The sequence below is a fragment of the Tildeniella sp. genome, assembly GCF_059505325.1.
Genome location: NZ_JCACKI010000038.1, coordinates 46240 through 57424 on the forward strand (window position 1 = coordinate 46240; position 11185 = coordinate 57424).

12 protein-coding genes and 1 tRNA gene are annotated in these 11185 nt (G+C 50.6%); 7 read left to right on the plus strand and 6 right to left on the minus strand.

All coding sequences use genetic code 11. The features are described from left to right. Positions 1-208 precede the first annotated feature (208 nt). The 3 genes from AC5JO6_RS14490 to AC5JO6_RS14500 all read right to left on the minus strand — a co-directional run bounded on the left by AC5JO6_RS14490 (position 209) and on the right by AC5JO6_RS14500 (position 1518). The gene (locus AC5JO6_RS14490) at positions 209-598 is read right to left on the minus strand and encodes a hypothetical protein (protein ID WP_496081773.1); all 390 of its coding nucleotides are present in this window, start codon (positions 596-598) and stop codon (positions 209-211) included. 254 nt (positions 599-852) lie between these two features. After that, the gene (locus AC5JO6_RS14495) at positions 853-993 is read right to left on the minus strand and encodes a hypothetical protein (protein ID WP_496081774.1); all 141 of its coding nucleotides are present in this window, start codon (positions 991-993) and stop codon (positions 853-855) included. Between the two features lie 357 nt (positions 994-1350). Further along, entirely contained in the window at positions 1351-1518 is a 168-nt protein-coding gene (locus AC5JO6_RS14500) for a hypothetical protein (RefSeq protein WP_496081775.1), read from the minus strand. Positions 1519-1734: 216 nt separating this feature from the next. Between AC5JO6_RS14500 and gvpA the strand changes: the two genes are divergently transcribed. The 5 genes from gvpA to AC5JO6_RS14525 all read left to right on the plus strand — a co-directional run bounded on the left by gvpA (position 1735) and on the right by AC5JO6_RS14525 (position 5608). Continuing rightward, a complete protein-coding gene (gvpA, locus tag AC5JO6_RS14505; RefSeq protein ID WP_496081776.1) occupies positions 1735-1953 on the plus strand; it encodes a gas vesicle structural protein GvpA in 219 nt (72 codons plus the stop codon). Between the two features lie 163 nt (positions 1954-2116). Next, complete coding sequence (gvpC, locus tag AC5JO6_RS14510) at positions 2117-3160, plus strand: gas vesicle protein GvpC (RefSeq protein WP_496081777.1); 1044 nt, start codon at positions 2117-2119, stop codon at positions 3158-3160. 145 nt (positions 3161-3305) lie between these two features. After that, positions 3306-4571, plus strand: coding sequence for a gas vesicle protein GvpN (gene gvpN / locus AC5JO6_RS14515; protein WP_496081778.1), 1266 nt, complete (start codon positions 3306-3308; stop codon positions 4569-4571). Positions 4572-4625: 54 nt separating this feature from the next. Further along, positions 4626-5018, plus strand: coding sequence for a gas vesicle protein (locus AC5JO6_RS14520; RefSeq protein WP_496081779.1), 393 nt, complete (start codon positions 4626-4628; stop codon positions 5016-5018). Between the two features lie 128 nt (positions 5019-5146). Next, positions 5147-5608, plus strand: coding sequence for a gas vesicle protein K (locus AC5JO6_RS14525; RefSeq protein ID WP_496081780.1), 462 nt, complete (start codon positions 5147-5149; stop codon positions 5606-5608). Positions 5609-5748: 140 nt separating this feature from the next. On the opposite strand, the gene AC5JO6_RS14530 is transcribed toward AC5JO6_RS14525, so the two are convergent. Then, positions 5749-6348: a chemotaxis protein CheB gene (locus AC5JO6_RS14530; RefSeq protein ID WP_496081787.1), complete on the minus strand. Its 600-nt coding sequence runs from the start codon at positions 6346-6348 to the stop codon at positions 5749-5751. A 75-nt stretch (positions 6349-6423) separates the two neighbouring features. After that, positions 6424-8781, minus strand: coding sequence for a DNA helicase PcrA (pcrA, locus tag AC5JO6_RS14535; RefSeq protein WP_496081781.1), 2358 nt, complete (start codon positions 8779-8781; stop codon positions 6424-6426). A 582-nt stretch (positions 8782-9363) separates the two neighbouring features. Here pcrA and AC5JO6_RS14540 point away from each other — a divergent pair. Both AC5JO6_RS14540 and AC5JO6_RS14545 read left to right on the plus strand, forming a co-directional pair. Next, entirely contained in the window at positions 9364-10491 is a 1128-nt protein-coding gene (locus AC5JO6_RS14540) for a hemolysin family protein (RefSeq protein ID WP_496081782.1), read from the plus strand. A gap of 57 nt (positions 10492-10548) precedes the next feature. Continuing rightward, positions 10549-10620 (plus strand) — tRNA-Val (locus AC5JO6_RS14545). Positions 10621-10917: 297 nt separating this feature from the next. Here AC5JO6_RS14545 and AC5JO6_RS14550 read toward each other — a convergent pair. Continuing rightward, positions 10918-11166, minus strand: coding sequence for a hypothetical protein (locus tag AC5JO6_RS14550; RefSeq protein WP_496081788.1), 249 nt, complete (start codon positions 11164-11166; stop codon positions 10918-10920). Positions 11167-11185: the final 19 nt, after the last annotated feature.

The following is an 11185-nucleotide window of genomic DNA, read 5'->3' on the forward strand; positions in this document are numbered from 1 at the left end:
GCTTTTAGCGTCAGCTATCAAGCTTGAGACGAAGCCCTTAAATGAAGGTTTGCGGATAACCGTAAGCTGCTTCATACAGAGGCTTCGTCTCTTTTGTTTTAACGAAGCAGCATTGAATGAACCAGCACGATCGCAGAGTCATCTCTAATTCAGAACGTACTCAAGCTATAAGTCGTAATAATCCTACAAATGCAGTGCGATCGCTGCTTCAATCGAGCGAAAGCTGAAACCAGTCTTGCAAATACGAGCGGATCATTTGGGAAAATTCTGCACGTTGGTTAAACTTATCCGTCCGCACAGGTTTGCGCTCAGCATCAAGCGTCCATCCATAATCGCTGCTTAACCGTAAGCATCCTTGCCAATCGGCGATCGACAGAATGAGCTGACTAGCAGGGCTATTATCAACTTCTCCTACCCGAAACACGTAGTTGTAAGTATTTTGATTAGCAGCCGCAACGGTAGAAGGCTGACCAAACTCCTGCCTGAGTCGCTTTTCTACCTGTTCTGCCAGTCCTGCTGTTGGCAAGTCATCGAGAGTTCGCACTGCCAGCGTCAGGGCAAAATAAAACTCTTCTACGGGAACAAATTCAAGCTGCATAAGTTTACGTTCTGTCTCTCTGAAGATTGCGTCTATAACTGACTGCGACTGCGTAACCGCTAACGTCAGTCATTACACAGACTATCAGTGTCTAGCAGACAGAACTAGGGGTGATGAGTGAATGGTTGCGATCGCATTCGCCCGCACAAGCTCGAAGCGAGATGGACAAAAAACGGCGCGGAACCCACGATGAATTTGCTTGCGTCAAACCATGCCGCTATCAGGCTAAACGTCTCTTGCACTATGCTTCTGACTTAGCCCAATGCGTAAGCTGACTGTAGCGCCCATATCACTAAAGCAGCAATGCTTCCAAGAACAATCACAGCGGAAACGGCGATCGATTTTGGGTTGTCTGCGCCATCAAACTTCATGATGCCGCGATTTAGGTCTGACATACGGTTACTCCTTCCTTGATCTCAGTACTAAAGCAGAAGCAAAATCGAACGCGGGCAGTGACATCAGGCGATGTTTATGTAACAGCATCGTTACTCTCAGATTTTAGCCACAATTGCAGCAATGACAACGTATTCTTAAGAGTTTGATTAGAAAAGTCGATGAGTGACAGCGCCAGATGGGGCATAAACAGACTACGACTACAGACCAAAGCAGTCCCAAAGAGTTGTGAGCAGAACTTAATTGTTGAGCGATCAGCGGTCAGCCGTCAGTGGTCAGCTTTAGCAACATAGAGAAGGCGGAGCGAGAATAACGTGCATAAATCAAATCGGATCGCTAGCGATGGCTAGCAATTTCGGCTATTGCAATTGAGAATGCAGTGACTCTTCGGAGTCGGCTTCCGTCTGTAGATTCAACGCAGTTACAGACAATTTGATAAGCCACGATCGACCCCGAAATCGATCATCCTCGCTTTCCTTTTTGCGTTTTTTGACAAAGGGAAACGATCGCCAAACTTGTTGAAACATTTGTTAACGCTGCCTTTATTCCCATAAAGAGATCACGATCGCTCAGTAGTTTTACGAGCTTAAAAAACTGCTTTGGTATGAGATTCAGTGATTGCGACGGGGGCTTCTACACATTCGCTGCCTATTCTGGAAACGGAGCCGAAATCCATGTCGAACCATTCTACGGGGAGAGGTGAGGCGTACCAAATTCCATCTATCCGTTAAAGGTAAAAAATCATGGCTGTTGAAAAAGTAAATTCCTCCTCTAGCTTGGCTGAAGTCGTCGATCGCATCTTGGACAAAGGCATCGTGATTGATGCTTGGGTTCGTGTTTCTTTGGTTGGTATTGAACTGCTGTCGATCGAAGCCCGTGTTGTGATCGCGTCTGTTGAAACCTACTTGAAGTATGCCGAAGCCGTTGGTCTAACCGCTCAAGCCGCTGTTCCTGCTGCTTAGTTGACCCAACCTTTTGCGAACGTTGATTGCTACCCAGCGATCAGCGTTCAAGCCCGATCCCAGCCTGTTGTAAGAGGTTTATTGGATGCTGGGGAACCCCTCTAGTTTCCCAGCTTAATTGTTAGTCAATCATTCCCTAACACGATGGGAAGGAGTTTTAACAATGTCATTAAAGAATGCTTGGCAGCAGCAGAGACAGCAGCGCCAGCAAGAAGTAACACAGCGGCAGCAGACAGTCTACGAATCGTTGACAGCAACCAGACAGGAGCGTCAGGTCAAGGCAGCTCAACTGCGTCACGAACTCAGCCTCTTTCGTGAGGTACTTACGAAAGAAAGTGCCGTCCATCGCACCGAGCTACAGCAATTTTGCCAACGCTTGCATGTAGAAACACAAGCACTTCTGACAGCAGCAGGCGATCGTCGCCATATTCAAGCAACACAACTCGCTCAAGAGCTTGAGATGTTTGTGCAACTGCTCCGACAACAAACTTCAGCCTTCCTAACAGTGGCGCAGGCAGAACGAGCCGTTGCTCAAGAGCAAACCTCAGTGTTTCTCACAACAGCACGAGCAGAACGAACAGCCGCCGCACAGCGCTTAGAGCAAGAGCTTGTTGCCTTTGTTGAAGACCTACGCTCCGATGTTCAGAGCTACTTGATTGAACTCGAAGCCGTACGCCAGCAACGAGCAATGCAGTTGAGTCAGGCACTGATTCAGAATCGAGCCAGACGCGAAGCAGAGACGCAAGCGCTCTTCCAACGCTTAGCGGTCTTTCGCACCGAACTGCGACGGTTTTCTCAAGATCTAAACCACACTGTTTGGGGTGGCGCTGACACCATTAGCGTCGAAGCACCGCCCACCAAGCCACAGCCAGCCCAGAATGGCACCAAGCCGATTGGTCGTGTCTCTGTGTCGCCCAATGGCGCAGTCGCCGTGACAACAGTAGGAGCCTTTCAGCGCGGCAACTCGGTCGCTGTGATGCCGCCTGCAAAGGTGGTAAAAGCGTCGCCAAAAGACGCGATCGCCTATGAAAAGGATGTCTATACCCACATTCAGCAGGCACAGGGCGCACGGCTGACAGAGATTGAAGCGGCATTAGGTCTAGACCGATTTCAAGCGGTAGACGCACTGCGATCGCTGATCAAAAAAGGGTTAATTACTCAGCGCGATCGCATTTATCTCTCTCAAGCACATCTCGCCCATTTGTAAAGAGGGAGTGGGGAGTAGGGAGTAGGGAATAGGGGCAAGAGATAGAAAGCAGAGAACAATCCATCAGTAACTGCCTCTCATTTCTATAACTCTCACTCTCCACTCCCGACTCCCGACTCCTTATTCCCCACCCAGAGGTTCAACCGTGACTACTGTCCTTCGAGCAAGCCCCCGCCGTTTTGTCAGCACTCCTGCCGTTGAACGCGTGGCAAATCGTGCTTTACGCTATCTCCAATCTGGCTATTCTGTTCACCTACGCGGTCCTGCTGGCACAGGCAAGACGACGCTGGCACTGCATTTGGCAGACATGCTGGCGCGCCCCCTCATGCTGATTTTTGGTGACGATGAGTTCAAAACGTCTGATCTGATTGGCAACCAGTCAGGCTATACGCGCAAGCGAGTGGTGGATAACTACATCCACAGCGTCGTCAAAGTTGAAGATGAACTGCGGCAAAATTGGGCTGATTCTCGCCTCACGCTTGCTTGCCGGGAAGGTTTCACGCTGGTCTATGACGAGTTCAACCGATCGCGCCCAGAGGTAAACAACGTTCTACTGTCAGCGCTGGAAGAAAAACTGCTGGTGCTGCCGCCCAGTAACAGCCGTAGCGAATATGTGCGGGTGAATCCCCATTTTCGCGCTATTTTCACCTCCAATCCAGAGGAATACTGCGGCGTACATGCGACGCAAGATGCACTGATGGATCGGCTGGTAACGATTAGTATGCCGGAGCCAGATGAGCTAACGCAGCAAGAAATTTTGGTGCAGAAAACGGAAATCGATCGCGCCAGTGCCTTGCTCATCGTCCGCTTAGTCAAAGAATTTCGCATTCGCACGAACAATGAGAAGTCGTCGGGCTTGCGTTCTTGCCTCATGTTGGGGAAGGTCTGCCACGACCACGAAATTTTGGCAACGCCCGGAAATGCTGATTTCCGCGATCTTTGCTTCGATATTTTGCTCTCCCGATCGAGTCTTCCTTTAGCTGAAACAACTAGAATTCTGTGGGAGTTGCTCAATGAAGCGATCGGCATTGGTTTACTCGAAACAGAACTTGATGAAGCAGAAGAGTCTGCCTCACCTTACGCTTTGGCGGTGGCACCATCTAACATAGCGATCGCGCAAGCCGAAGCGATCGCGGAAGACCTGGAAGCACTGGCAGCCGAGGCATTGATGCCTGATGCACCAAGCGCGATCGAAACCGAGGAGGCGATCGACGCTTCAACCGCAGCAGCACCGTCTGATCCAGTAGCACTGTCTGACCTAGTGGCGCTCACAACAGAAGCAGACATTCCCTACGAGCAAGAAATCATTGCCTATCTCAGGCAGGTCAACGGTGCGCGGCTGTCTCAGATTGAGCACGCCTTAGAACTCGATCGCTTCTGTGCAGTGGATGTTCTACGCTTGCTCGCATAAAAGGGCAGCGTCATGCTGCGCGATCGACTCTATCTCCCCACAGAGGCTTAAGCTATGACTGCTGCTATACCCACCAAAAGCTATTCCAATGCGCCGTTGTCCACCAAAGATTCGGCGCGATCGATTTCGACCTCCACCTCAGGTTCATCGCTGGCAGACGTTTTGGAACGCGTGCTAGACAAAGGCATTGTCATTGCTGGCGATATTTCCGTCTCTGTTGCCACAACCGAACTGCTGAATATTCGCATTCGCCTACTCATCGCGTCGGTCGATAAAGCGAAAGAAATGGGCATCAACTGGTGGGAAAATAATCCCCACTTCAGTACTCAGTCGCAAGGTTTGATTGAAGCCAATCAGCAGTTGATGCAACGGGTGGAAAGTTTAGAGACTGAGCTGCGATCGCTCCGCCTCGCACCTGCCAACCAAACAGCGCCTGCCCAAGCCTGATCTGAGAAGTCGGAGTTCTTAACGGAAAGTGGTTGATCAAAGCGATCAACTGGTTCAGAACTGCGGCTTCTTGATCGTTGAGCGAAAAATCAAGCAAGATAGAGGCAGGAACTATACCTGGAAACTGAGTGACCGCTTCTGATCGTCCCATTCAAGCGATTGCAGCTTCGCCCAAAGCCAGTAAGGATGCTGGCTTAGCGCCGCTCCTGCTCACCGTCGTAGAACTGGTGCGTCAACTGATGGAGGCACAAATCATCCGACGCATGGAAACAGGCGAACTGAGTGATGATGACCTCGATCGCGCTGCCGAGAGCCTCCGCAAACTCGAAGAGCAGGTTGTGGAGGTTTGTGGCATTTTTGAAATCGACCCGGCTGATTTAAATGTTGATCTGGGCGAAATTGGCACTTTGTTACCCAAAGCAGGCGGCTATTACCCTGGTGAAACAACTGCCAATCCAACCATTTTGGAACTCCTCGATCGCCTCTTAAATAAAGGTGTTGTCCTTCAGGGCAATGTCGAACTCGGGTTGGCAAACATTGACTTGATTCACGCCAAACTGCAATTAGTGCTAACAGCAAAACCAATTTAGCGTCAGTTCGACACGATTAGAAGACCGCAGGAGGCAGAGCAGGTAGTCTTTTGCACTCCAGATCTTGCACGTCAAATTTAAGGAGGGCTTTTTCGCCTGGTAGGTATGGACGATTGACTATTTTGCTGTCTGCGATCATGCTACTCATGACGCTGCATCACTAGCACGCCGAGTTTGGCGGCAATTTCAGCCAGCGGTAGCACCAGATCTACCATGCCCGTTTGAATGGCAGCACCCGGCATTCCAAAGAACTCTGCGGTTGCTTCGTTTTGAGCAATCACAGTGCCACCCTGCTGTTTGATTGTCTGAATGCCCAGCGCACCGTCTTTGCCAGTGCCCGTCAGCACAACCGCGATCGCTCGCTGACCGTAGCTGGTTGCCACCGAATCAAACAGGCGATCGACAGAGGGTCGCACAAAATGCACCCGTGCCGATTGGGTGAGAGCCAGCGTGCCATCTTGAGTTACCAGCGTATGGTAGTTGGGTGGCGCAATGTACACTACTCCAGGGCAGAGGCGATCGTCCTGCTGTGCCTGCTGTATCGGCAAGACCACACGCCGACTGAGAATCTCTACCATCAGCGATCGGTGCATGGGATCGAGATGCTGCACCACCACTGTTGCTGCCGGAAAAGCAGCAGGTAAACCAGACAGCACCTGGGTCAAAGCCTTTAGCCCTCCGGCTGAAGCACCCAGCGCTACAAGGTCAAAGGCAGCGTTAGCGAACGGTCGGGGACGCATAATGGCACGATCGACAGAGCCATCAGCGGCATGGTCAGCGGCTTCATCGGCAGTGGGGGCATTCACAGCAGACACTCACTCGACCCGTTGCAGGGGCGTTAGTTTCGGATCGACAATCTTCTGACCCATGCCCGAAAACTTCACGGCAAGGCAGATTTTATTCCCAGCGCCAAAAATATGGGTGACCTGACCATTGCCGAAAGCTTTGTGAATGACGCGATCGCCCACTGTCCAGTCATCTTCATGAGTATCGGGCAAAGAAGCAGTCTCCGTGCTACTGCCGTTGCCCTGGCTTCCCGATTTCGTCCAGCGAGTTGGAATAGCGGTCGCCACGTTGCTTTGCAGCAGTTCTCTGGGCAACTCGGCTAAAAACAGCGACGGACTGGCAGGTTCTCGATTGCCGTAGAGTCGGCGTTCCCTCGCGTAAGAGACAAACAGGCGCTCCTGGGCGCGAGTGATGCCCACGTAGCAAAGACGACGTTCTTCTTCTAGCGCGGCAGGGTCTTCGAGCGATCGAAAGTTAGGAAACAGCCCTTGCTCCAGTCCGACCAGAAACACAACTGGAAACTCCAATCCCTTCGATGAATGCAGCGTCATGAGCGAGACGCGTGTGACTTCTTCTTCCAAATTGTCCAGGTCAGACGAGAGCGACGCGCTAGCCAGAAACCCAACCAGGCTGGGATCATCCGTGTTTTGCTCTTCAAACTGCAACACCGCGTTGTACAGTTCACCGACGTTTTGCACCCGTTCTTCAGCCTCATCGGTGCCCTGGGTTTTCAAGTCCTGCACGTAACCCGAATCTTCCATGATGCCCTGAACGATTTGGTTCGCAGGCAAGGTATCAAGTTGCGATCGCCACTTTTGCAGCATCTGCACAAAGTTCAACACACCTTTAGACGATCGTCCCGACAGCGTTTTGACAGAGGTTTCGTCTGTGAGGATTTCCCAAAGCGGCACGTCTAGTTCTTGCGACGCTTTCACCAGAGAATCGATCGTTGCTTTGCCGATACCGCGTCGGGGCGTATTGATGACTCGCAGCAGGCTTACTGTGTCGGCAGGGTTGGCGATCGCCCGCATATAGCCCAATACATCCTTAATTTCCTTCCGATCATAGAACCGTAAACCGCCCACAATTTTGTAAGGAATATCATGCTTTACCAGCACTTCTTCAATGGCACGAGATTGAGCATTCGTGCGGTAGAGAATAGCAAACTTGCCCCAGTGCAGTTCGGGGTGCTTGTTTTCCATCACGCGAATCTGCTGCACGACAAACTCTGCCTCAGCGATTTCATCGTCAGCGCGGTAGCAGAAAATTGCTTCACCTGTGCCCCGCGTTGGCTTCAGCACTTTGTCGATGCGCTCGGTATTGTTGTCGATCAGGTGATTGGCAACGGCAAGGATGTTTTCAGTCGATCGATAATTCTCCTCCAGCTTGACCATCGTGCGCGTGTCGTCATCGGGCAAACGATCGCCAAAGTCCTTCTGAAAGCCCATCAGAATGGTGAAATCTGCCGCACGGAACGAGTAGATTGACTGATCGGCATCGCCGACCACAAAGACCGATCGATAGTCCCAGTTGTCGAACGCCTGAGCGCTGTCGTTGTTCGTCACCAGCAGGCGAATCAAGTCGTACTGCGTCCGGTTGGTATCCTGGTATTCGTCTACGAGAATGTGCCGAAAGCGGTTGTGCCAGTAGGTTCGCACCGCTTCATTCTGCCGAAACAGCTTCACAGGCATCAGAATCAGGTCATCAAAATCCAGCGCATTATTTGCCACCAGAGCATCCTGGTACATGCTGTAGACGTTGGCAATGACCCGTCCGCGATAGTTTTGCTGCTCTCGTTCTAGATCTTGCGGCGACCAGCTCTGGTTTTTGGCGTTGCTGATGGCGAAGCGCACGGAACGGGGATCAAACTTTTTGTCGTCCAGGTTCAGCTTGTTCGTCACAATATCCTTCACCAGACTTTGTGCGTCTGACTCATCAAAAATGGAGAAGTTGCGCTTCCAACTGCGCCCTTTATCGTCCTGAAACTTCTCAATGTCAAACCGCAGAATGCGCGAACAGAGCGCGTGAAAGGTGCCAATCCACAGCTCTTTGGTGATAGTCTTATAAACTTTTGACTTCAGCTTCGTTTGCTCGTAAGCTGGCAACGAATCCAACGGTTTACCAAACTGACTGTGTGACTCGCGATCGGCAAATAGCTTTTCGATCCGCTCCTTCATCTCTCTGGCAGCCTTATTTGTAAAGGTGACCGCCAGAATGTTTTCGGGATCAACGCGATGGGTCAGCACTAGATTGGCAATGCGATAGGTCAACGCACGCGTTTTGCCTGAGCCTGCCCCCGCTACAACCAGCAAAGGACCGCAGTAGTGCTCTACCGCCTGTCGCTGTGAAGGATTTAGATGAGCCAAAAATTCTGTCGTTTGTGTCATGCAGTGGGGCGATGTCTTAAACGTGCTAAACGGCATTAAGACAAGCGTATCGCATCTTGAGGGCTGAGAGAGTTTTTGGCAAGGTAGATCAGCGAGCGATGCCAACAGCACAGAAATTGTTGTCAGAACAACGGTGCGATCGTGGCAACGAGGCAAACTGTCGTTACCAACATGCGTATTGTCGTCAGGAACGTTCGTCTTGTCATTACCAATATTCGTGTCGTCCTTAAGAACATTCGTGTTGTCGTCAGGAACGTTCGTGTCGTCCTTAAGAACATTCGTGTTGTCGTCAGGAACGTTCGTCTTGTTACCGATGCTTGAGCCTCTGTGACCACTGCGGCAAGAACAATGTCGATTCTCTATAGCTCAGACTGAAGGCTAGCTCAGACTGAAGGCTAGCTCAGACTAAAGGCTAGCTCAGACTGAAGACTAGCTCAGACTGAAGGCACCACCGCCCTCAAACCAGACTTACGGCAATTATCTGCAAAATTGCATGGAAGCCTTGAGGCAGGGAAGCTATTATCAACGAATAACAATCTGCCTTCAGTTCATTTCGGTATTGCCTCAGGGCATTCTGCGACTTTGCTTACTTCTTCCTACGTGTTGATCGCTTCAGACATCAGTCCGCTTTTGGGAGATACTCGGCTTGATTTAGCAGTGCTGGTGCTGATGTTGCTCCTATCCGCGTTTTTCTCTGCTTCAGAGACAACTATCACAGCCCTGGATAATTTGAAGCTGAAGGCGTTGATCAAAGAGCAGGGCGACCCTAGCCGCACGTTTACGCTGGTGCTCAATAATCGACGACGCTTCATCACCACCCTTTTGGTCGGGAACGCGCTGGCTAATAACTTTTCGGCGATTTTGACGAGTAACCTGTTTAGCCTGTGGTTTGGCAACCGGGCGATCGGGCTTGCCACCTTTGTCGTTACCTTTTTGACGTTAACCTTCGGCGAGATTGTGCCCAAGTCGCTGGCAATCAACAACGTCATGCCGATTTTTACATTCGTTGTGCAGCCCATCGCCTGGCTGTCCAGAATGCTATCGCTGCTAGGCATCATTCAACTGTTTGAGACAATCACCCAGTCTTCCATTCGCCTGTTTCAAAGTGAAGCGGTACAGCAGGGCGAATCGCTACAAGATCTGGAGTTAATGATCGAGATTTTGGGTGGTAAGGGGCAGCTTGATCTCGACCAGCATCAGATGTTGAACAAAGCGTTGATGCTCGATCGCCTGAGCGTGAGAGAGGTCGTCAAGCCTCGGATTGCCATGCGCACCATTTCCCGTGAAGCAACCTTGCAAGACCTGATAGCGCTGTGTCTGGAAACAGGTTATTCGCGCATTCCAGTACAGGAAGAGTCCAAAGATGAGATTGTCGGTATTGTGAATCTCAAGCGTGCGTTGCAGCAGCTCAATCAACTTCGTCAAGAGGAACAAAGCAACGGCTCCGTTACGCTTGCGATGGATCCACCGTTTTATGTGCCCGATACAAAGCGCGTCGCGGACATGCTGAAGGAAATGCTGCAACAGCGACTGCACATTGCGATCGTCGTCGATGAGTATGGTGGTACCGTTGGACTGGTAACGCTAGAAGACATTTTGGAGGAACTGGTCGGCGAAATTTATGATGAAAGCGATGTCCCCGGTCGTGCTAGTGTTGTCCGCAATACACCAGCGCTCCATCGAGAGCGCACAAATCGTGTAACGTCGTAAGAAGAAGTCCGCAGGTATCTGCTAACATAATTAACTGTGCTCGAGTTTCACTTCGACGGGCGGTTAGCTCAACGGTAGAGCGCCTGCCTTACAAGCAGGATGTTACAAGTTCGAATCTTGTACTGCCCATAGGTTTCAGGTACAGGGTAATACTTCAGCCCTAAAGCAGCCCTGCAATCTGAACAAAAGGAACATACTCAAAAAGTGGTGTCATTAACTTGTCTGATCGATTGATCTTACGAGTTGGTGGCATCCGTTTGGTTTGACTGCCTATCATCGGGTTATTGAGCAACTCGCTACTTACTCCGATCGCCAAGAACTACATCAGGCGTTCCCCAAATGAGAGGATGAAGACAGTCGACCAACTTTGATAGTTGCAGCATCCTACTTGAACGATCGCATCATTGCTTTACCCATTAGCGTCGTTCAGTAAGCACGGCTCGTTCTATTGTTACTTTCACTCAAGCATTGGTTACTTTCACTCAAGCGTTGGTTACTTCCACTCAAGCATTGGTTACTTTCACTCAAGCGTTGGTTACTTCCATTCAAGCATTGGTTACTTCCACTCAAGCGTTGGTTACTTCCACTCAAGCATTGGTTACTTCCACTCAAGCATTGGTTACTTTCACTCAAGCGTTTGTTATGCCGCAAATCAGTATTGCTGTAGTTTCTCATCCAAATCCTATGACAAAGC

Excerpts from the sequence above, each read along its gene's own strand:
- AC5JO6_RS14490 (WP_496081773.1), bottom strand. The coding sequence starts at position 598 with ATGCAGCTTGAATTTGTTCCCGTAGAAGAGTTTTATTTTGCCCTGACG.
- AC5JO6_RS14495 (WP_496081774.1), bottom strand. The coding sequence starts at position 993 with ATGTCAGACCTAAATCGCGGCATCATGAAGTTTGATGGCGCAGACAAC.
- AC5JO6_RS14500 (WP_496081775.1), bottom strand. The coding sequence starts at position 1,518 with ATGTTTCAACAAGTTTGGCGATCGTTTCCCTTTGTCAAAAAACGCAAA.
- gvpA (WP_496081776.1), top strand. The coding sequence starts at position 1,735 with ATGGCTGTTGAAAAAGTAAATTCCTCCTCTAGCTTGGCTGAAGTCGTC.
- gvpC (WP_496081777.1), top strand. The coding sequence starts at position 2,117 with ATGTCATTAAAGAATGCTTGGCAGCAGCAGAGACAGCAGCGCCAGCAA.
- AC5JO6_RS14520 (WP_496081779.1), top strand. The coding sequence starts at position 4,626 with ATGACTGCTGCTATACCCACCAAAAGCTATTCCAATGCGCCGTTGTCC.
- AC5JO6_RS14530 (WP_496081787.1), bottom strand. The coding sequence starts at position 6,348 with ATGCGTCCCCGACCGTTCGCTAACGCTGCCTTTGACCTTGTAGCGCTG.
- pcrA (WP_496081781.1), bottom strand. The coding sequence starts at position 8,781 with ATGACACAAACGACAGAATTTTTGGCTCATCTAAATCCTTCACAGCGA.
- AC5JO6_RS14550 (WP_496081788.1), bottom strand. The coding sequence starts at position 11,166 with ATGAGAAACTACAGCAATACTGATTTGCGGCATAACAAACGCTTGAGT.